The sequence below is a fragment of the Streptomyces sp. B1I3 genome (assembly GCF_030816615.1).
Lineage (GTDB): Bacteria > Actinomycetota > Actinomycetes > Streptomycetales > Streptomycetaceae > Streptomyces.
The window spans coordinates 3917703-3937392 of sequence record NZ_JAUSYD010000001.1 but is presented as its reverse complement, the minus strand read 5'-3'; the positions used below and the strand labels follow the sequence as shown (position 1 = coordinate 3937392).

The following is a 19690-nucleotide window of genomic DNA, read 5'->3' as shown; positions in this document are numbered from 1 at the left end:
TCAGACGTTCCATCCCTTCTCGGCTTCGGACCCGTTGCGCGGGTCCTCGTGGCGGGCGATGTCCTGTTCGTGGGACTGGCGGAACAGCGGCCCCATGTCCTCGGCAACCGCGACCGCGCTCATGACGGCGCCGAAGATGTCGTTGAAGCCGTCCGCGACGTCCTTCTCCAGCGGGAACTCGCTGTCGGCGCGCTCGGCCAGGACCCGCATCACGTTCGCGATACTCGTGAGCGCTGCCGGGAGCCCTTCGACCATGGCCAAGATCTCCATGGCGCTCTCGGGGTCGTACTGACCGGCCGCGGATTCCATCTCCGCGGCGTACTCCTCGAACCGGAAACCAGACACGCTCTCTCCCTCATCCGGGGTGGTGGTGGGTGCTGCCGGCGTCAGCCCCTCGGGCCGCTCCGCCGTGTCACTGATCTGCTCGTTGCTCTCCGCCGCTTCCTGGTCGGCGGCGGCTTCGTCTTCCTGCAGGGCGGCGACTATCACGTCGTCCCGCTCCTCGCGCTGCTCCTCGGCAGTGCGGGTCATCCGGGCGTAGAGGCGACGCCCGGGGTACTGCATCCAGGCCCAACCGAGCCTTCGGCCCAACCGAGTGGAGACCATCCCGATCAGCCCGAGGGCTCCGGCGAGCAGAGCGGCGAACAGGCGCCGCCCCTGGAACCGGGCGGCGGACCGCCACAGGGCCTTACGAGCCTTCTTCCTGGCCGGTGCCTTCCGCACGTCGTCACGCTGTGCGTCGACCTGCCCGGCGGCCCGCTGGTCGCGGGCCTTCCGGTTGCGCTCGATCGCCCGGCCCTTGGCCGCACCGACCCGGCCCGCGGCCTTGCTCAGCGACCGGCCGACAGGTCCCTTGCGGGCCATGGACGCCGACCGAGCCGCGCTCTTGGTGCCCCGCCGGGCATCCGCCAGAGAGCGACGCGCCCCGGTGGTCTCGGACCGGCGGCCCGACCGGGACGAGGGCGCGCTGCGGGCCGACTTCCGCAGCGCCTTGACCTGCCCCACACGGCCCGCCGACTTCCCCAGGGCAGCCCCGGCGGAAGCATGCTTGGCCGACGTCCTACCGAGGGCGCCCGGGCTGCTCTTCGGGTGGGTCGACTTGCCGGAGCTGAGCAGCGAACCGGCGGCGCCGCGACCGGACTTCCCCCGGCCACGACCTGCGCTCTTACTGGTGCCGGCGTTCCCGTTACGGCCCTGGCTAGGCACCCGTCCGGATCCGCTCCGGCCGGAGGCCCGGCCAGCCGATCCGGTACCGACCCCGGCGCGGGACGTGCGGCCGGTGGCCTTGCGGAGCTTCCTCTTGTCGCGGTGCTTGCGGGTCGCTGCGGCCGTACCGAGAACGACCGCGCCGGTGGCTGCGACCGCGAGCGCGGCCGGGCCTCCGACAAGAGCGGCAGCGGCGAGCAGGGACGTGGTCGCGTTGGTGCCGGTCACCGCGAGCGGGACGACCGGCCAGCCGCCCGGGGTGTGCTCCACCTCCGCCTTGGCCGGTGCGGGCTTGGGCTCGGGCGTGGGGGGCGGGGTGTTCGGTGTGGCCTCGGGGGCCACTACCGGGGTGATGGTGGTGTCGGTCATGCTGAGTGCACTCCTTCACGGAGTAAGGGGCCCGGCCGGATCTGTAGCGGAGAAGAGCTGGGCCCTGCTGGCTTTCAGGCGGCGCACTGTTCCTCGGGGTAAGCGCAGGTCACGCACATACCAAGCGAGGTCGGGATGCGATACCCGGCATCCCTCTGGCAGTTCGGGCAGACCTGCTGAGCGGCGTTCGCCTTGGCCAGTGCCGCCCACCGGGCCGGGGTCATCGGCCGGACGGGCTTGGCCTGGTCGACGCGGTAGAGGTAGGCGACCAGCGGGCCCCGACGCTTCCGCGGGCGCTCGAGCACGGCGGCGACGTCCTGCCCGCCCGGCCGCAGCCCCTTGGCCCGGAGCTGACGGAAGGTTGCGTAGCCGGACGGCGCGAGGCGCCACCGGTAGACCGGCACGGCGCTCATTGGTGCGCGCCTTCAAGCCTCCGGGCTGCCGACTCTTCTCGGAGTTCCTGGTAGCGGGTGGAGATCCAGCCGATCGACCAGCCTGTCAGCTCGGCCGCGGCCCGTACCGACAGTTGGGCTTCGAACGCGGCTCGAGCGGTGGCCCGGGCCTGCTCTTCGGGCTGCTTCCCGGTGGCGGGGCCGGCCGCGAGGAGCGCGGCGCGTTCACGCTCGGCCCGCTCCTGGCGCTCGTCCTCGTCCCGTCGTGCACGCTCCTCGCGCTCACGACGCTCAGCCGCGCGACGCTGGGCAGCCTCTCGTTCGAGGCGTTCACGCTCGGCCTGCTGCTGTTCACGCTCTCGTTCACGGCGTTCATGAAGCTCCCGCTCGGCATGCTCCCGAGCCTCGGCCCGCTCACGCTCCTCACGCCGCACCGCGTCCTCCCGCGCTGTTTGTTCACGGGCCAGCAGTGCTTCGTGCTCGCGCTGCTCTCGCACCAACTGGGCGGCGTGCTCGCGTTCCTCGCGGGCGCGCAGCTCGGCTGCCTCGCGACGTTCGGTGGCGGCTTGCTCGCGTTCGGCCTGCTCGGCTTTCTGCCGGGCTTCCTGGGCGACTTGGGCGGCGGTGATGGCGTGCCGGTAGGCCAGCCCGGTTTCCGCGGTGACGATGAGCAGAAGCGGAGCGACCGCGTGCACGGCCACCCCGACCAGCTCTTTCTTCAACGCGGAGTCGGCCACGTTCAGGGCCAGGGTCATGCAGCCGGTCATCCACCGCAGGACCACCGGCCACCTGCCCCCGTGCCCGCCCAGGCGGGCCAGGACCGCATCGAGTCGGACCACGATGACGACCGCGGCGTCCACCACCAGGGGCAGAATCGGCGCGGTCCACTTCCATCCGTCCGGGGTGTGTCGCGCCATAAGCGGCGTCACCGTGAGGATGGAGAACAGCATCGCCCCGGCCACGATCAACCACGTACCGACCGACAGCGCCTTCTCCGCTGAACGGATCTGAACACTGTTCACGGAGCGCCCCCGTCCAGTGAACGCACCACGATCAAAGCCAGCAGCCGCACCGGCGACGTGTCGTCGTCCTGCCTCTCGCTGTACTCCGTCCACTCCCACTCGGCCCCGTCCGTGAACACGAACCCGAGGGCGGTGAGAGCCCGTGAACGCTCGTCCACCGTGGGCACCTGGACGGGGCGGTCGAAGGAGTGCTCGGGCCACTGCGACACCGGTACACCCATCAGCGCCACGTACAGGCACCACCGGCCGTCACGGATGGAGACCTGCGCGGTGTGCTCGCTCATGCGGCCACCGCCGAACCCGGAACCGTGCGCGGCTTGGCCGGACGGCGGACCGTACGACGCGGGCGCCGGCCGGTGGGCTGCGTCTTCAGCGGCGACGTCCGCAGCAGGGACGCGGCGTAGGCCGCGGTCTCCGGCTCGCTCTCCCACAGGTCCGCGAGGACCTCGTGGGCAACGTCCAGCCGCGCCGCCCGCTCCAGCGCGGACTCCGCGGCCGAACCGGTGAACAGCTCCAAGTCGATCCCCAGAGCCAGCTCAATGAACTCGGTCGCGGTAACAGGCTCGCGACCAGCAACGATGGTCTTCATGGGTCGTTTTCTCCTCAGTCGGTGGACGGCCCGAATTGAGGCCCCGGTGTGTCCGCACCGGGGCCTCGTGCCGTCTGGGGTCATTCGTGGGCTACGAGCGACCGCGGCGACCCGACACCGCAGCCCACCGAAGAGGAAGGCCGGAATGCCGGGCACCGTGAGCGCTGGTGCTTCGGTTCTCCTGATGTCGCACGGCGCTGCTCGCTCCGGGGAGGTCCGAAGTCCCGGAGGTCGTCGCAGTTTCGAAGGTGTGCCGTGCGGTTCTTAGAGCCGGTGGCGTTCCCCGGTCAGGGGGTGTGGGCCCCGGTATGAAGGGGGCCGTTTCTCGGTCGGCTGGTCTCCACTCGCCTCGGCCGGAACGGACACGGCCACCGTGCTGCGGTGGATCACGCTGTTGAGTTTTGGCGTGACGGAATCGGCCCTCTCCGGAGATTCCGGATCGGGCGATGGCCACAACAAGAGACTGGACCGGTGGACCGGTCCAGTCAAGCGATGAATCCGCGCCTCGTCACGCCGTCGTGATGAAAGGGGCAGGTGGGGAGGGATTTCGAGGCAACAAAAAAAGCTGAACCGGTGGACCGGTCCAGCCGTCTCTGTTGCTCGTACTGTGCCTACATGGCGTAGGTATCCACCTGCTCGAAGAACGAGGACGGTGTTACGCCCTCCTCGCAGACCAGCGGCTTCCCCTGCTTGTCGTACGCCGTGTGCAGAAGCACGGCCACCGGTACCCCCTGCGGCACCTTCAAGCGGTCTGACTCCGTCGCCGACGCAAGGCGCACGGTGGTGACGTCCACGCCTTCGGCAGGGCCTCGCCCAGTCTGGCGCCGGACGTAGCGCGTTGTGCCTTCGGCGATCGGGTTGGTGTCGGCAAGGCGTGGTGCCACCTCCGCGACATCCGGGGGGAACCACGCCTCAACGCAGCTATTCGGGGTTCCGTCCGGGAGCTGGAGGACGCGAATGCGCCGAAGGGCCTTAGTCCCGGGGGAGAGGCGGAGGGCGGCGGCGACGTGGGCGGGAGGTTCCGCCCAGTCAGGCGTACCAACGCGCAGGAACGGCATGCCGCCCAGGATGCGCGCCGACCCTGCGCGGCGAGCGCCGGCAGGGCGTGCCACGGGCGTTTCCGTGACGACGAACCCGGTTCCCTGCCTGGCCACGACCACGCCGTCGTTCCGCAGCACATCGACCGCCTTGATGGCGGTAGCCCGTGACACGTCCCACTGCTCGGCGAGCTCGCGACCCGACGGGATCGTCTCCCCCGGAGCGATCTCACCAGCGGCAATGCGGGCGCGCAGGAACTCTGCGATCTCTTCGTACTTCAGGACTGCCATGGTTTCCCCTAATTCCTGCGCTGGACTGGTCCACCGGTACACACGATACTGCGACTATGTCGAATCTCGAATTGGCTTCCTCCGTGATGCGGTTCTACGGCGAGACAGTGGACGAGGACGACCGCCTGCGCAGCTCGGCAGACGGACGTATGGAGCTGGCCAGGACTCAAGAGCTCCTCCGACGCTTTTTGCCTCCCGCGCCGGCACGCGTGCTCGACGTGGGAGGGGGTACTGGGATTCACGCTGAATGGCTGGTGAAGGACGGCTACGAAGTCACGCTCGTGGACCCCGTGCCCCGCCATGTCGCGAGCGCCGCGGCCGTGTGCTCAGCGCTCTTGGGGGACGCCCGCGACCTGCCCCAACTGGACGGAAGCTTCGACGTAGTCCAGCTGCTCGGGCCGCTGTACCACCTCCCCGACCCGGACGACCGGCGTAAGGCGCTGGCGGAAGCACGCCGTGTGGTTAAGCCGGGCGGGCTGATCGCCGCTGCCGCGATCAACCGATACGCGTCGCTCTTCGAGCACGTCACGTACGCGCACCTGCACACCGAGCGGATTCACGACTCGGTCTCCAAGATTCTTGAGACGGCCGTCTACGACGGTGTACGAGGGTTCACCTTGTCCTACTTCCACCGCGCCGAAGAACTTGTGGCGGAGCTGGCCGCCTCCGGTCTGACGGACGTGCAGGTCTTCGGAATCGAGGGGCCCGCATGGTCCCTCGTGAAAGCGGCCGAGCAACAGCCGGGCGAGGGGCCCACGGACGATCTGATCGCCTCTGCGATGGCGGCGGCCCGGCTGGCGGAGCCCTACCCGGAGCTCCTTGCTGCCAGCTCACACCTTCTGTCCGTGGGGCGGGCCCCGGCCTAATCCACGGAGCAGCAGCCTTCGGGGGCTGAGGGCGGCTGCCCTTCGGCGCGAGCGTTACGACGGGCAGCCGCTACGAAGCGATCAAGCCCGGGGCTTAAGCTCTAGGCTGATCACTCTTCCTTGCAAATAGAGGGATGACACCGTCCAGATTTTCCATTTCTTGAGGACGGAACGAGAGGCCCTGGAGCAACTCGCTGCGTTCAGCGTGGTGGCGCGCCGGCTGGTTGGGGGAGGGTGGCAACCCTCCCCCAACCAGGGCTACGTCACTACGTGACACCTGTCGATGAGTCGACACAGCGGTGGTGGCGCCAACATCCGGACCATTGGTCTTCCGCAGGCCTGCCGGCTGGGGTACTCGGATCCCCACCACGGACAACGAGCGAGGCAATTAAGGGATCATCTCATTTTCGACGCAGATGCCTTAGGCCTTGCATCGATGAAAATTGGCGTGATGTCCACTTCATGGGCGAGCGAGGCCGCCTTAGCCACCTTCTTCACCTCGCCTCGAAAGACAGGATCGAAGTGCCTATCCTCGAAGCAGATGCACACGAAAAACGCGTACTTCAGTTCCTCTGATTTCAAGTACTGCACCGTCTGTTTTGTCAATCCGTGCCAAAATCCAGAATTGCTGGCGAGTTTCATTTCGATGAGCGCTCGGGCTTCCCAGTTCTGTACGAACTTGAAATCCACGGGCCCTCGCCCAGCGTTCGCCTCAGACGTCATGTCGATCCCATTTGCTCGGCAGTAATGGGATGCCGCGAAACGGAAAAGGGACTGGCAGGCGCTCTCTGGCCTAAATTTGGTTTTGTCCCACAGGAGCCTCCACCCGTCAGACTCTTCGATGCCATGCGAATAGGCAGAAATCAACGCCTCTACGAATCTTTTAAATTCTGCCGGGTCTGAGGGCTTGAATGAGAGTGGATTCTCCTTGGCGAGAGCGCTACCTAGTTCGTAGGTCTTCGTCCTGAGGAGTGGATCGTTCTCGATGTCATACGGTGTCTTCTCCTGGGACTCTCGATCCCTCATGTACTCCTTGACCAGGTTCGGATTCTGGCGAGCCAATGCCGACTTCATGGCCGCGGGGACCCGCCACGCCAGGTCGAAGTTGAAATCTGCTCTGAGTGTTTCGGGCTCCTGGCGCCACGCCCAGTCCCAGAAGTCATCAGGTCCGATGGTGAGCAGCTCGCGAAGGAAGCGTGCCGGTGTCAGCAGAACTGCCGACCCAGTGTAAGGATTACGCGGAAGTTCAACCAGTTCGTCGCGCCATTTGGCGCTCTTCTCATCCCAAGAGGAGTGCCGGACTCTAATCTTCACCATCTCGACAGAATGCCTCTTGGCGATCCTCTGCGTGTATGTGATGAAGTGGGCCTTTAGAACGTTGCAGACCATGTCGCTGATGCGATCGAGCCCCATTCCCTCCTGAAAGAGAACGAGTTCTTCGATGTGTTCAACAGATTCCATGTCATGTCGAACCGCGACCTTCGCGCTAGCGAGCATTGGCCCCTGGAGCCCTTTCCCGGCACCTGAACCTTTTGGGCTTCCCTCGGTAACCCCTAGGCAGAACTCATCCGGTTCCGGAAAGAGGAGTAGGGACTTAGCCTTGGCCCAAGAGGGGGACTTCTCGTTTCCATTGGCCCTCTTTACCATCGCGAGAACCATGACGAAGAAATCGATCATATCGTCATGCGCAAGGGCCCAAAAATCAGTTTTATCATCATAGATCAGGAAGGGGTCAACGCAAAGATTCGTGTCTGCCAGCAGCAGCGGATCGAACCAATCGTCTTCCTCGGTGCGAGTGATGTTGAACGTTTCGCTAAAGCGCACTAGCCCCACCCCCGGGTTCGACACACGTAGATCGATGATCGCACAGTCATTACGGCAAGTCACTGGCACGTCGCAGACCGGCATCGCGCGTTCAAGCGGGCAGGCATCGCCTGCTCCTGCGGGCGTAACCGCCGCAGGCGGGCCTCATCGCTCAGCGCCGTACGCGCCGCTCCGCCTGGCTCAGCCTCGAGTGACTGTCAGTGCTCCATGCAAGGCTGTGACCATGATTGGTGACGTGCCCAACGTTCAGGTTGGCCAGGCGTACAACACCCGGAAGCTTGCTGCTGCTGCCGGCGTCCACCGTCCCTTCCAGGCAGGGATCTGTGGCACCAAGAGGGAAGGTGCCGAGTCCATCGTCGTGTCTGGCGGCTACAAAGATGATCAGGACTTCGGGGATGTCATCGTCTACACGGGACACGGTGGACGCGATGACTCCGGGAACCAGGTATCGGACCAGAGCCTCGATGACAGTGGCAACGCGGCTCTGGTGACCAGCCATCTTGAGGGTCTTCCCGTACGTGTCGTCCGCGGAGCGCACAAAGGCTCGCCGTACGCGCCTTTGAAGGGGTACCGATACGACGGCCTTTACCGCGTCACGAGCTACGGCAGTACGCAGGGCATCGATGGCTTCTTGATTTGGCAGTTCCGCATGGAGGCGTACGAGGACACCCCGATCCCGGTGACGGTCCAACAGGCACTGCCTGTTGTGGAACCTACGCCCGCAGGTGGGAGCACGACGCAGCCGCCGGCCGGTAATGACACACCAGAGCGTGTGACCACCAGCGTTCAGCGCATTGTCCGCAGTAGCGCTGTGAAACGACAGGTGAAGGAGTGGCACGATCACGCCTGCCAGGTGTGTGGCCTAACGGTTGAACTGCCCGGAGGTAAGTACAGCGAGGGTGCCCATATCCAGGCCCTCGGCAGCCCACACAACGGTCCCGATACGACCGACAACGTGCTCTGCCTGTGCCCGACCTGCCACGTCCTCTTCGATGGAGGCGCCATCGTCCTCGCTGACAACCTCACCATTCTTCGGGACGGCAAGGCAACAGGAAAGCTGAGAACCTCCCCCAAGCACGGCATCAATCCTGGCTGCGTAGCCCTGCACCGTGAGCGGTGGCGTCAGTAAGTTCTCGACCGCAGGCAAGCGGCTGGCGCCTGCGGCGAGTGCGGGGAGCTCCCGCCCCGCCTGCTGGCGACGCCAGTGGTGCCGAGCGACGAAATTCCTCTCCACCGGCACGAGCCGGGCACCGGACCAGAGGAGCCAACCGCCACTGAACCCTCCCGCCCGGGAGGCCCGAGTGCAGGAGCAGCATGCCGAAGACCGCGTACATCTACGTCCCCGCGCCCTCGAAGAAGAACCTCGAGATCGGCCTCGACTGCGGACTGTGGGGATGGAAGAGCGCCACCCTCGACCGTGCAACCGGCCGCCCCGACGTCCAGAGCCTCGAGGTAGGCGACTACCTCGTCCTCGCCCACATCGGCCCGCAGGCCCGCGTCCCTGCTGGCGGTTGGGCCAACGCCATTCTCAAGCGCGTCATTGTCACCCAGATCACCCAGTCCTATTTTCGGGACTCCACACAGGTCTGGCCCGACGACACCTACCCCGAGCGCATCGGCATCGATCTCCTCGCCGACGAAGCCAACGTCACTGGAGCGACCCTCGGTGACCAGGCCGCCGAAGCACTCCGACTGTCCGCCAACAAGCAGGGCGCGGCGCTTGTCTACCCCGGGGCTGCCGCGCTCGCCGAGTTCGTCACCGAGCTGCCGACTACAGACGAAGGCGAGCAGCAGCAGCTTCCCCACGAACCGGGAGCCGTGACGCATGCCGGCGCTGACAGCGCGCTTGTTGAAGTTCTGGTCCGCCGTGAGCAGAGCAAGCTCCGCAAGAAGATGCTCGACGGTGCCGACACTTTCACCTGTGCCTTGTGCGGACGTCACCTCCCGGTCCGCTTCATCCGGGCCGCTCACATCAAGCGCCGCAGCCAGGCCAGTCGCGAAGAGCGCCTGCAGTTGTCGAACATCATGCCGGCATGCCTCCTGGGCTGCGACGAACTCTTCGAGCACGGCTACATTTACGTCACCGAAACCGGCCACGTAGCTGTCAGCGGGAAGGCTGGCGAGCACCTCGCACTCAAGGAAGCCGCCGACCAGCTCGCTGGTAAATCGGTCGGTGGGTACAGCGAACACCGGGCACCCTACTTCGCCTGGCACCGAAACAACGTTGTCCAGTAGAGCTTCAGTTACCGGCGCTCGTTGTCCTGTTCTTTGTCGTTCCTTCTTCGGCAGGTGTGGAAGTTGAATGCACGGTGACACTGCTGTCATGAAAAGCTACAAGTGTGCCTTCCATTATTTCTTGGGTTATTTCCTGCACTAGATCGCCTTGCGTGCCCTCACCTGAACTAGACGATCCAGCGCAGGAAGCAGTTGCAGAACAGCATGGACTGCGACTACTTCGTCGGATGGTGCAGGCAGTCGCCTCACTTTTGCTATTTGCGCATGAACGTATTTTCCATTGAATCGACGCCAGATTTCACGTCGACTTAGGTGGGCGGCGTCACCTCGTTCGGAACCAAATGCTTCCAGTGCCGCGACAAGGGTTGCGTCAATTTCTGAAGTGTCGATGCCAATCCAGCCCATTAGCCTTCTAATGTCGTGCTTTTTGATTCCGTTATTTCCAGCCACAACCGACAATTCGATCGACTGTATAGCGTCTTCAAGTCTCTTCGGCATGTCAGCCAGGATTCGCCCCCTACTCAGGTAGTAGGGGGTCGAGTCTTTCCTACCTTCAAGAAATCCCCTAGATTGATGATGAACCATTGCGGCTGCACCAGCCTCGGTCACATGCCCGAGTTGTGAGTGGATGTACTTACTGCTGGCTACGGCGCAAGACAGTAGTTCCTCTAAAAATCTCTCGATTTCGGCATGCATCAGCACTCTATAAGCAAGTGCGCAGTCCTGCTCTTGCGTGCTTGGGGGCAGGCCCAAGGACGAATTCCACGTGTTAGGTGGGCCGAGTAGATTGAGTTGCAGAACTCGCTCTCTGGCCCTCAGTCGCTTTAGCCGCCTCGTGATGCTTGCCATCACGGGCTCGTCATCTTAGTGAGAACATCACTAACACCCGTGAGGCGTTGAATAAAATTAGCCCAAATCGTAAATCGCCCGGTGACTGCGGTACCCGACTTAGTCGTCGACGTGATGTACTGGATGAAAGGATCGGTAACGCAGAGTTCTTTCATGCCGCTACGAAGTAGTTCATGATCGGCGCTCAAGCAAGCTTCCCTGATCTCCGGTACTCGCAAGCTGGCCGTCATGACATCGAAGAGGGGAGCGTTGAACCGACGAATAAACCCGCCCGGAGTGAAACGCAGGAAGGCGTCAGGCCCAAATACGTCAAAGCTAGCCGAAATGGCAAGATTGAGATCTTCCCCGCGCCGCGTATACTCCTCCTTCAGTGCGGTCCAATTCTTGCCGCCCAACTTAGCCTCCTCGTCCAGGAACTTGCGCAGGTCTCCCCTGTAATCGTCGAAGCGTCGCGAAAAGGCAAGATGACGCAAGACGCTCTCTGCATCTCGCATCCTGAAGTCGGCCTTTTTGATTCGCCGTGCTCGCTTGATTTCGTCTGAGTCTGCGGAAAAATGGTCTAGCCAGTCCATGAAATCGTTCCAGTTTAGCGCGCGCCTCAGCTCGTGAGAGGAGAGGCTCACGCTATTTTGATTGAGGCGGTGGAAGATCGAGTGCAGAGCCCTTTCATCGGTGTATCCCTGAACTACGACGGTACGGATTGGCTGAGACAGGAGGCTTTCCCAGTGCTCGTTCATTTCCGAGTCTTCAAGGATTTGTGCGAGAGTTTTTCCGTGCAAAGCAGTCAAAATTTCGAGCTTCGGAAACTTTTTGATGCTCGGATTCTTCATCAAGTTGGAGGCATGTTGGATAGCCAGGAGGCGCTGCTTTCCATCCAGCACAACGAACTTTCCTCGCGCATCTTTTTTGGCTGCCAAAACCAACTGTGGTACAGGGATACCAAGCATGAGAGATTCAAGGAATCTCCAAATTTTTTGGTCGTTCCAGACAGGCTTGCGCTGGTAAGGGGGAGAGACATCAATAGCCCCTTTCTCCATCCTCTCCATTACTGTTGTGGCAGACCAATCGACCGTGAAACTCGTAATATTCCTGAAGATGCGCTCCTCGGGCTCAACCCCCTCTGCTGACTCTTCATCCTCAATTTCATCTTCAATCTGATCGTCGATCTGGTCAATATCGTCGACGTTATCCACGTAATCTACCTAACTCATTTGAGGGTGTTAGAGTGCACTTATGTGACGCTACGTCAGTCTATATGACGGCGCCTCGAGATGGGTATTAGTGGAGAAGAACTTACAAGTGCGACTCGTGTGCCGGGGCTGTGCAGTCCAAGCCTGCTCCCGATCTCAGGCTCGCGCTGTCCTCTAGGGGCATCAACGAAGGAACCCCTGGGGGTTCGTGTCTACCTGGCTGCTGAGCCGCAAACCGAAGAAGTTCGACCTTGGAGGCCCCGTCGCGACGGGGAGGCGCAGCTTGCCGGGGGCTTCTTGGTTCGGCCAGCCTGGTTGTGGGCCATGTATGGGCCAGGAGGGGCACATAGCGGGAGGTGCCGGCTCGAAGTGCAGGTCAGCCAGGCACGCCAGTCATTGGTTGCACGGTCTTGAAAACCGTCGTCGCAGCGATGTGACCGTGGGTTCAAATCCCACACCCACCGCAGGCGAGAGGCCCCTGACCAGTAGGTATGGTCGGGGGCCTTTGCCATGCCCGTTCCCCGCCGGGCACCGTTGTTCCCCCTGGTTTCCCGGTCTATCGGGCACGGAAGGGGCACGCGGGGGGCACGGCTTCCGGCATGTTCCCGGTTCGTGGCGGCTCCCGTGGCGCTCACCGGAAGAGCTGCGGCAGAGGGCAGACTTCCAGCACCGCATCCGGTTGGTCCGCCCACCGCCACCAGATGTGACCCCCGCTGCACTTCCAGAGTGAACGGCACGCCCGCCCGCCACCCTCGCGGCCCACCAGCGTCAGCCCTGCGGTCTTCAGTACGTGACCACACTCCAGGCATGACACCGACTCGTCCACCTGCTCTGCCCCCACCCTCGAACTACCGACTGATCGGGATCTCGTAGACGATCTCGCAGTGTGCTGCGGGCACCACGATGTCAGCGGTCTCTACGGGACGGCCTTGGTCGCTGTAGTACGTCCGGCGGATGTGCGTCACGAGTGCGGCCTTCTGGATGCCGAGCAGCGATGCTTCCTCGGCGGTCGCGTTTCGTGGTTCGGGCTGCTCTACCGCATGGCTGACGGTGACTCCGATTGCGGCCATGCGGTTCACGACTCCCGCCCCGGCATGGGGCCCTCCCTCGGGGAGGACGACGAGTGTGCCGGCGGTGAGGTCGTACGGCTCCCAACTCGTCGACAGCTGCACTGGCCTGCCGTCTGCCAGGAACTCGTAGACCGTCCGCACGCACAGTTCACCTTCGGCGATCCCGAGCCGCGTCGCGATCTCCGTCGGGGCCGGCACCTTCGCGTCGGTCCGGCTCTCCCAGTCGCTCTGTCGGCGAAGGGCCTTCATGTCCTCGCGGAACGGCGACTCGCTGGACTGCTCGCGCGCCGATGACCGGACGACCCGCACTCGCTGTCGAGGTTCGGCGACGTATGTGCCCGATCCGGCCCGGCCTTCCAGCACACCCTGGGAGATCAGCAACTCCTGTGCCCGGCGCACCACGTTCTCGCCCACGCCGCACTCCTGGCCGATCTGGGCGCGGGAGGGGAGGCGGTCACCCGGTTCCCAGACGTGCTCCGCGATGCGCCGCCGGAGTTCGTCGGCGATGCGGAGATACGGCGGTTGCTCAGACATATGGAAAATCTAGTCCACTAGCTCTAATCTAGTTAACTAGCTTCACTGAAAGTGATCGCTGGTGACGGAGGCTGCCCTGTGCCCGCTTCGGGAGTAACCGCGGCGGCCATCACCGCCCGACTGTCCGCCATCGGGCTCCCCACCCGCGTGGGGGAGCACGCGCGGTTCACGACGGTCGAGGCGGAAGTGCCGGAAACGCTCTCCGCCGAGTCATGGCGGAAGGTCCTGGACGTGGTGGCTGAGGCCGATCGATTCGGACTCCTGGCCACCAGTTTGAACGGCCGCACCTTATGGGCGGCTGTACGCAAAACGGTCCCCACGACGGGCGATGTCGGGGGACCGGGCTATCAGCGATAGGAGCTGAACAGCATGCTCAACCGTATCCGCCAAGCCATCGCGCGCACTAGAGAACGGTGCTTCTCCAAGGGCCGGCACCGCCGCCCCTTAACGCCCTCTCGGCCGCTGGCCGCTGCCACTCGCCTCGTGCCCGCTGAAGCGTCGAGCACCGCCCTCGGGCGGGCTTCGGCCGGCGCGGTTCACCGTTACTCGCTGAGGGGCGAGGACGTCGCGCTTGTCCGCCCGTACCTGCTGGCGTGGGAAGAGCGTGTACGGACGCGCACGGTGCTCGTGGCCCCCCAACTGCCGGCCGACGCCTGGTCGGCCCTCGCGGGGGCCCACTGATGCCACCTCGCCGACAACCACACCCCACGGGCACAGCTCCCGCCCCGTACCGCTCGATCGCGTGCTGGATCGGCACACACCACTCCTGCATCGAGCCGTCTCCGCCTGCGGCGACGGACGACGTGCCTGTGATCTACGAGATGTGCGTCTGCCCGTGCCACCCGGCCCCCGACCCGTTCGTGCCCGTGGAGGCGATGGCATGAGGACCCCAGCCCCCGTCGGTGCGCTGGCCTCCCCCGTCGAGGTCACCGCGGCAACCGTGCAGCGCGGCGACATCATCCAACTCGGCGGCCAGGCCTGCCGAGTGAGAGACCTCTTCCAGCTCCCCCACGGAGCCAAGCAACTGGTCTTCGAGTCAGGCGAACTGCTGGCCATGCATACGCGTACCCGGCTCATCGCCCTGCGACTGCGGAGAAGGCGGTGACCCACTCCGTGCCCCGACGCCATCACGACATCGCCGACGACCTACGCCACCAGATCACGACAGGCAGCATCAAGCCTGGCGAACGCCTCCCGTCCGAAGCCAGCCTGGCCGCCCGATACAGAGTCAGCACGGTGACCCTGCGACGCGCTCTCGCCCTGCTCCAGGGCGAAGGACTCGTTGAGAAGATCCACGGCAAGGGCAACTACATTCGTCGCCCACGCCGCAAGATCATGTACGTCGGCGGCTGGGGCACGCTGGACCCCTGGACCGCCGCTGAGCCAACGTTGCGCATCACGGTTCGCAGCACCACAGTTCCGGCCTCCGTGCACCTGACGACGCTGCTGAAGGTGCCAACGGGCAGCCCCCTCGCGGAGTACACCTGCCTCAGCCTCGAACACGGGTCACCGCAGGGCCTGGCCCGTATCTACATCCCGCGCGACCTGGCCCCCGCCGGAGTCCTCGACGACGACTCCGTGTGCCGGGAGGCAGCCACGCGATTCGCCGTCCTCGGCCCGTCGCCGACCACCATCCGAGAGACGGTCTCCGCCCGCTCTCCCACCCCAGACGAAGCGTCGGCCCTCCGGATCGGAAACCGCATGGCCGTTCTCGCGAGCACGCGCATCGCCACCGACGCCACCGGACGCGTCGTTGAAGCCGCGCTCCTGGCCTTTCCGGGAGACCGAGTCGACGCCGTCTTCACCGCCCACAACGTGCTCAACGAGAGGCCAACCCAAGGATGACAACACCGAACGAACTTCGGCTCCTCCCGTGGTCAGGCCCGGGGGACAAGCCCTGCTACCTGAGCACTGACGACCCGAACGGCTACATGTCCCGCCTCGCAGACGGCATCGAAGCGATCCAGCTCGGCACGGCGAGCGAACTGTTGGAAGAAGCCTCAGAGGCTCTCGACAACCAGGGGACGTCACTCGACGACATGCGGTGCCTGGTCAAAGAGCTGACCGGGGCTCTACGGGACGTATTCCGCGTCGCAACGAGCCACGGCCGCCTCCGAGCAACGCGCGATCCGCGTGAGCCCACCTGTTGATCTACGGTCCCCCGACCAGCACAGCAAGGGAAGCCCATGGCTCTGACCAGATCAGACGCCATGGGCTTCTGGCTTGCCGGCTGACTTTCGTCGCCCTTGGACGGCCTGAGGACTGCTTCGTCTCGAAGCAACTTGGGTGGCGCCTGTCCTTGGGTCTATGTGCCGTCCACCTGCGCTGATGAGCCGCCGACGTCCGCGCTCGTCCGCCGATGTACGTCGGCGTTGTCACGCAGTTAGACACTCAACCTCCCAGCGGCAGCCCCTTCCGCTTGCTCCTCGATTATCCGAAGCATGGCCTGCTTGGAACCCGAGCCGCCAATCATGATGAGAAGCCAACGGTCGAGTACGCCGAGGGCCTGCGCCTCCCGGCAGCAGCCGTCGGCCCAGCGGTAACACTCATCCGTCATTAAGAAGCTGAGCACCCGCTCTGGGTCTTCTCGGGTGTGTCCACACCCTCCGCTCACGGCGCTCCAGAATCCGCATTCGAGGAAAAGGCTCCTGCGCTGGTACCGACACCTGCTGTCATGGCCTGGCACACGGTGACGCGTCTCTGAGGGGCCGTGCTTGCCTGATTTCACTCACACTGGAAGAATCTACCCAGAGTCGCAGAGCGAACACGGGGAGACAATCATGAGCGCTGACAGAATTTCGGGATTGGCCCAGGCGCTTAATTCGGAGCCCGTGGAGGACTCTGGCAGTGATACTGCCTCTCGGTACAACTTTCAAAACCAATGCGCAGCTCGACACTGCTTTGCCATGCTCAAGGACACAAAATTGGAGGCGATCATCTGCGAGTGGCATGTAGACTACATTTTGATTTATGGCAACGGTGAAAATGAACTTGTTTCAGTAAAGCACCGGGAAGATCACTTGGGTCCATGGTCGTTCTCTGAACTCTGGACAAAAGGAGGCCTTAGCACGCTCTATGAGCGCTGGAAGGGAGTCCCAGAAGCTAGATGCCGCCTCGTCACCAATGCCGCGATGAAATCTGGAAAAGATCGCGCTATGGATTTCTCTAAGGCGCTGAGCGAAAATCGCCTCGAAGATTTCATTGAGAACGTATGCGAAAAGCTTGACTGTGAGACTGGTCAGGCTGAGTCTTTCATGCGTTCACTTTCCATCGAGTACGGAATTCCGGATAGAGTCACCCTTCGCTCGCATCAGATCGTCAATTATGTGGAGGAAGCCCTCACGGGAGGAGGAATTGAGGGAATTAGTCCGGCAGAGGCCTGGGACTCCGTAGTCAAGCTTGTTGCGGAAAAGTCACGGGACTTGGATAATCGCGACTTCTCTGCGATTGATCTGTCAAACCCAATTGCGCTTGATTCTGTTGAGTTGACCTCAGCCAAGGTGACGAGACGCACGATTAGGCGCAACGACGTTATAGGGGTGCTCGCAACACCCAATGCTACGAACCCAGAAAAGCCGTCGCATATATCCAATCTGTGGATGCGTGAGCCGAGTTCGACATTTGTCGGGAGAGGTGAAATTCTCCAGGAGATCAGTCAAAAAATCGAATCTGATTCGTACCCCGCGCTTGCCATCCTTGGGATGAGCGGAGTGGGGAAAAGTGAGATCATCTCTCAGTATGCATGGAGCGTTGCCGAATCATATGATTTCGTTTGGTGGGTGCGGGCTGATTCATGGAGTTCCGTGATGGCCGATCTTACTTTTCTCGCCGAAAAACTAGGGCTGCCTGCCCCAAGTTCGGACTCCGGTATTCACCATATGAAGCAGTATCTCTCACATAATCGAGGTTTGCTCCTGATGGACGGAGCTTCCGCTGACCCTGAGATCGTAAGTCTAATCCCGAACTTTTCCGCTACACGCTTTCTCATCTCCAGCCTTGATCAGCGTTGGTCAACGCACGTTTCCACGCTTCAGGTGGCTCCCCTTGTAGAGCACGAAGCAAATCACCTCCTGCGTTCACTCCTTGCAGATGAGCGCCCAGATGAGTTGGCTATGCTGAACTCGGCCTTGAAAGGATTGCCTCTGGCCCTTAAGCAGGCTGCTGGCTACATCAATGTTTCGGGCATGCCACTTGCCACCTACTCAACCCTGGTGAGAGATCGAGCGCATGAACTCATGAGTCGAGCAGCCCCCTCAGAGCACATCGGCTTGACCGCCGCCATGTCTATAACTCTTGACAGGCTACGATCAGATTTCCCGATTGCACTCGAATTCTTGAGCATCCTCTCTTACATGGCCGCTCACGGGTTTCCCAGCGATCTATTCATGGTTGAACTTGCGACAGGCAAGGAATCGAAGCAGCCCAACGAAATTGCTGACAGTTCTCGCATTGAGGTAGAGCAGCTAGCGTCAGCAGAACTAGGAGTTGTATCAGCAGACACACAACGACTACTAAGCCAGCTTAAAGATCGCCTCATCCTTTTCGACGCGGTGGCTGACCTGCAAAAATTCTCACTCGTAGATTCACAGCAAAGCTACTTGGCTATTCATGCGCTGACTCAGGCAGTCGTCCGCCAGTTCATAGACACTGCGCAGGAGAGGGTTGCATTGGAGGCAGGCACCGTTCTGATTCATAAGGTGGCCAATCTTAGCCCAATGGACTCGCGTTATTGGTCTCACTATCAATACATGATGCCGCACTTTGATTCCCTAGCGGAGTATCTGGAATCTCGCAGCATGCTCCCGGCTAACAGGTTGATGTTTCTCGCTGCGATAGCGCTTAATCTAAACGTGCGGGGGGCGAAACAGGCCTCTCTTGAATACGCTGAAAAGGCTTCCTCGGCTGTCGATTCTCTCGACGGAATAAGCATTGAAACGACGTTGTTCGTCCGAACCGTTCTGGTAGAAGCCTTGACCGGAGCAGATCGTTGGGACGACGCGTTGCATGCTGCCGATGAAGGCCTAAATATTCAATCTGGCGCTTCAGTAAATAAATTCACAGTTTCACTACTTCGTTCCAAAAAAGCGGCTGTTCTGCATTTGCAGGGTAGGCTGAATGAAGCAATGTTGGAGTTTGACAAGGTCGAGGCGGACATTACAGACGACGGTGACCCTGAAGGGAATTCGTCCATCAGGCGGTCCGTTAGAGCGAGCAAGGCAACTTTGCTTCGTGAAAGTGGCGATGCACACGGGGCGGCCGCGGAATTCAAGGAATTGATCTCCTTTTACCCGGAGGATGCCAGTCGGAACGGGCTAGCGGCACTTTACAGTAATCTCTCCCTTGCCCATCTTGAGGCCACAGAGTTTTCTGATGCGCTAGAAGCAGCACAGAAAGCCCTTGTCATCGATTACGAGAATTCAGATGGCTTGCACCTGGACGCGGCGCGTGATTGGAATAATGCAGGCCTGGCTTTGATTGAAATTGAGAACACAGAAGAAGCTGCTGAGGCCTTCCAGGAATCTCTGCGAATCCATAAGCTCCTGAACGAAATGCAAACAAGTCAGTACTTGATTGTGCTTACAAATCTCGGGCGCGCACAGATGGCTCAGGGGGACTATGGCACAGCGCGAAAGACATTTGAGGAAGCCTTGCGAGCTCAGGAAAGGATAGTGGGAACCGCCCATCGCGAGGTTGCAGCCACTCTCGCTAATCTTTCGGTTGCGTATTGCGGATTGCGTCTCTTTGGGGACGCGGTTTCGGCGGCTCATCGAGCAATAAAAATCGACGTACAGGTTTACGGTGAGGGTCACCCCGAGCTCATGCCCGATTACAACAACATTGCTGGCGCTTTGATGATGAACGGGAGTTACAGGGCCGCCCTCAAGTGGATTCGCAAAGCATATTTGATTGCCGAGAAGATCTATGAAGCCGACAACGTTCGAGTGGCAAACTGTCTGGAAAAGATTGCCATCTGCGAGTATGGGATCGGAAATCGTCAAGTAGGTATTAATGTCATGACAAGAGCTCTTGCCATTTATAGCGCGAGGCTGAGTGTTAACCACCCACAGTCGCAGCTTTCTCGTGTGCTTCTAGAGCAGATGATGGCCGGGAAGAGCAGGCTGGATTATTCCGCCGACCTAAGTTGATTCAGCCTGTCAGAGGTCGCTCGCAGGAACAGGCCAGCGTGGAAAGGATTGAGGTCGGCGGAGGGGCTTT

General features: G+C 62.2%; 19 protein-coding genes. 9 read left to right on the top strand and 10 right to left on the bottom strand.

The features are described 5' to 3' along the window. From QFZ58_RS18115 to QFZ58_RS18090, 6 genes are all read right to left on the bottom strand, one after another. Window positions 1-1575 carry a hypothetical protein gene (locus QFZ58_RS18115; RefSeq protein WP_307125937.1) on the bottom strand — a complete coding sequence of 525 codons (1575 nt, stop codon included), beginning with the start codon at window positions 1573-1575 and terminating at the stop codon, window positions 1-3. A 74-nt stretch (window positions 1576-1649) separates the two neighbouring features. After that, the gene (locus QFZ58_RS18110; RefSeq protein WP_307125936.1) at window positions 1650-1988 is read right to left on the bottom strand and encodes an RRQRL motif-containing zinc-binding protein; all 339 of its coding nucleotides are present in this window, start codon (window positions 1986-1988) and stop codon (window positions 1650-1652) included. Then, a complete protein-coding gene (locus QFZ58_RS18105; RefSeq protein WP_307125935.1) occupies window positions 1985-2989 on the bottom strand; it encodes a DUF2637 domain-containing protein in 1005 nt (334 codons plus the stop codon). The genes QFZ58_RS18110 and QFZ58_RS18105 overlap by 4 nt, the downstream gene beginning before the upstream one ends. Next, window positions 2986-3273: a DUF6303 family protein gene (locus tag QFZ58_RS18100; RefSeq protein ID WP_307125934.1), complete on the bottom strand. Its 288-nt coding sequence runs from the start codon at window positions 3271-3273 to the stop codon at window positions 2986-2988. The genes QFZ58_RS18105 and QFZ58_RS18100 overlap by 4 nt, the downstream gene beginning before the upstream one ends. Further along, complete coding sequence (locus tag QFZ58_RS18095; protein ID WP_307125933.1) at window positions 3270-3578, bottom strand: hypothetical protein; 309 nt, start codon at window positions 3576-3578, stop codon at window positions 3270-3272. The genes QFZ58_RS18100 and QFZ58_RS18095 overlap by 4 nt, the downstream gene beginning before the upstream one ends. Window positions 3579-4189: 611 nt before the next feature. After that, window positions 4190-4906 (bottom strand): GntR family transcriptional regulator, encoded by a 717-nt coding sequence (locus QFZ58_RS18090; protein ID WP_307125932.1) that lies wholly within the window; start codon window positions 4904-4906, stop codon window positions 4190-4192. 56 nt (window positions 4907-4962) lie between these two features. Here QFZ58_RS18090 and QFZ58_RS18085 point away from each other — a divergent pair, with 56 nt between their 5' ends. Further along, window positions 4963-5772, top strand: coding sequence for a bifunctional 2-polyprenyl-6-hydroxyphenol methylase/3-demethylubiquinol 3-O-methyltransferase UbiG (locus QFZ58_RS18085; RefSeq protein ID WP_307125931.1), 810 nt, complete (start codon window positions 4963-4965; stop codon window positions 5770-5772). Window positions 5773-6168: 396 nt separating this feature from the next. On the opposite strand, the gene QFZ58_RS18080 is transcribed toward QFZ58_RS18085, so the two are convergent. After that, window positions 6169-7620 (bottom strand): hypothetical protein, encoded by a 1452-nt coding sequence (locus QFZ58_RS18080; RefSeq protein WP_307125930.1) that lies wholly within the window; start codon window positions 7618-7620, stop codon window positions 6169-6171. A gap of 199 nt (window positions 7621-7819) precedes the next feature. Between QFZ58_RS18080 and QFZ58_RS18075 the strand changes: the two genes are divergently transcribed. Together QFZ58_RS18075 and QFZ58_RS18070 are read left to right on the top strand one after the other, a co-directional pair. Then, the gene (locus QFZ58_RS18075) at window positions 7820-8725 is read left to right on the top strand and encodes a YDG/SRA domain-containing protein (protein WP_307125929.1); all 906 of its coding nucleotides are present in this window, start codon (window positions 7820-7822) and stop codon (window positions 8723-8725) included. A 185-nt stretch (window positions 8726-8910) separates the two neighbouring features. Continuing rightward, on the top strand, window positions 8911-9831 hold the full coding sequence (locus QFZ58_RS18070; RefSeq protein ID WP_307125928.1) for a hypothetical protein: 921 nt from the start codon (window positions 8911-8913) through the stop codon (window positions 9829-9831). Window positions 9832-9969: 138 nt separating this feature from the next. Here the strand turns inward: QFZ58_RS18070 and QFZ58_RS18065 are convergent, their stop codons facing one another. The 3 genes from QFZ58_RS18065 to QFZ58_RS18055 form a co-directional block, all read right to left on the bottom strand. After that, window positions 9970-10527 (bottom strand): hypothetical protein, encoded by a 558-nt coding sequence (locus QFZ58_RS18065; RefSeq protein WP_307125927.1) that lies wholly within the window; start codon window positions 10525-10527, stop codon window positions 9970-9972. A 152-nt stretch (window positions 10528-10679) separates the two neighbouring features. Then, the gene (locus tag QFZ58_RS18060; RefSeq protein WP_307125926.1) at window positions 10680-11873 is read right to left on the bottom strand and encodes a DUF262 domain-containing protein; all 1194 of its coding nucleotides are present in this window, start codon (window positions 11871-11873) and stop codon (window positions 10680-10682) included. Between the two features lie 845 nt (window positions 11874-12718). Then, window positions 12719-13474 (bottom strand): GntR family transcriptional regulator, encoded by a 756-nt coding sequence (locus QFZ58_RS18055; protein WP_307125925.1) that lies wholly within the window; start codon window positions 13472-13474, stop codon window positions 12719-12721. A gap of 78 nt (window positions 13475-13552) precedes the next feature. Between QFZ58_RS18055 and QFZ58_RS18050 the strand changes: the two genes are divergently transcribed. The 6 genes from QFZ58_RS18050 (at window position 13553) to QFZ58_RS18025 (ending at window position 19620) form a co-directional block, all read left to right on the top strand. After that, entirely contained in the window at window positions 13553-13831 is a 279-nt protein-coding gene (locus tag QFZ58_RS18050) for a hypothetical protein (RefSeq protein ID WP_307125924.1), read from the top strand. 126 nt (window positions 13832-13957) lie between these two features. Continuing rightward, entirely contained in the window at window positions 13958-14155 is a 198-nt protein-coding gene (locus QFZ58_RS18045; protein ID WP_307125923.1) for a hypothetical protein, read from the top strand. Between the two features lie 199 nt (window positions 14156-14354). Beyond that, window positions 14355-14579, top strand: a complete 225-nt coding sequence (locus QFZ58_RS18040) for a hypothetical protein (RefSeq protein ID WP_307125922.1) — start codon at window positions 14355-14357, stop codon at window positions 14577-14579. Continuing rightward, window positions 14576-15319, top strand: a complete 744-nt coding sequence (locus QFZ58_RS18035) for a GntR family transcriptional regulator (protein ID WP_307125921.1) — start codon at window positions 14576-14578, stop codon at window positions 15317-15319. The genes QFZ58_RS18040 and QFZ58_RS18035 overlap by 4 nt, the downstream gene beginning before the upstream one ends. After that, window positions 15316-15624: a hypothetical protein gene (locus tag QFZ58_RS18030; protein ID WP_307125920.1), complete on the top strand. Its 309-nt coding sequence runs from the start codon at window positions 15316-15318 to the stop codon at window positions 15622-15624. Before QFZ58_RS18035 ends, QFZ58_RS18030 begins: the two co-directional genes overlap by 4 nt. Window positions 15625-16254: 630 nt before the next feature. Beyond that, a complete protein-coding gene (locus QFZ58_RS18025; protein WP_307125919.1) occupies window positions 16255-19620 on the top strand; it encodes a dsDNA nuclease domain-containing protein in 3366 nt (1121 codons plus the stop codon). Window positions 19621-19690: the final 70 nt, after the last annotated feature.

Bases quoted from the DNA above. Each gene is read 5' to 3' on its own strand.
- QFZ58_RS18115 (WP_307125937.1), bottom strand. From the start codon at position 1,575: ATGACCGACACCACCATCACCCCGGTAGTGGCCCCCGAGGCCACACCG.
- QFZ58_RS18110 (WP_307125936.1), bottom strand. From the start codon at position 1,988: ATGAGCGCCGTGCCGGTCTACCGGTGGCGCCTCGCGCCGTCCGGCTAC.
- QFZ58_RS18100 (WP_307125934.1), bottom strand. From the start codon at position 3,273: ATGAGCGAGCACACCGCGCAGGTCTCCATCCGTGACGGCCGGTGGTGC.
- QFZ58_RS18095 (WP_307125933.1), bottom strand. From the start codon at position 3,578: ATGAAGACCATCGTTGCTGGTCGCGAGCCTGTTACCGCGACCGAGTTC.
- QFZ58_RS18090 (WP_307125932.1), bottom strand. From the start codon at position 4,906: ATGGCAGTCCTGAAGTACGAAGAGATCGCAGAGTTCCTGCGCGCCCGC.
- QFZ58_RS18085 (WP_307125931.1), top strand. From the start codon at position 4,963: ATGTCGAATCTCGAATTGGCTTCCTCCGTGATGCGGTTCTACGGCGAG.
- QFZ58_RS18075 (WP_307125929.1), top strand. From the start codon at position 7,820: ATGATTGGTGACGTGCCCAACGTTCAGGTTGGCCAGGCGTACAACACC.
- QFZ58_RS18070 (WP_307125928.1), top strand. From the start codon at position 8,911: ATGCCGAAGACCGCGTACATCTACGTCCCCGCGCCCTCGAAGAAGAAC.
- QFZ58_RS18065 (WP_307125927.1), bottom strand. From the start codon at position 10,527: ATGCATGCCGAAATCGAGAGATTTTTAGAGGAACTACTGTCTTGCGCC.
- QFZ58_RS18055 (WP_307125925.1), bottom strand. From the start codon at position 13,474: ATGTCTGAGCAACCGCCGTATCTCCGCATCGCCGACGAACTCCGGCGG.
- QFZ58_RS18040 (WP_307125922.1), top strand. From the start codon at position 14,355: ATGAGGACCCCAGCCCCCGTCGGTGCGCTGGCCTCCCCCGTCGAGGTC.
- QFZ58_RS18030 (WP_307125920.1), top strand. From the start codon at position 15,316: ATGACAACACCGAACGAACTTCGGCTCCTCCCGTGGTCAGGCCCGGGG.
- QFZ58_RS18025 (WP_307125919.1), top strand. From the start codon at position 16,255: ATGAGCGCTGACAGAATTTCGGGATTGGCCCAGGCGCTTAATTCGGAG.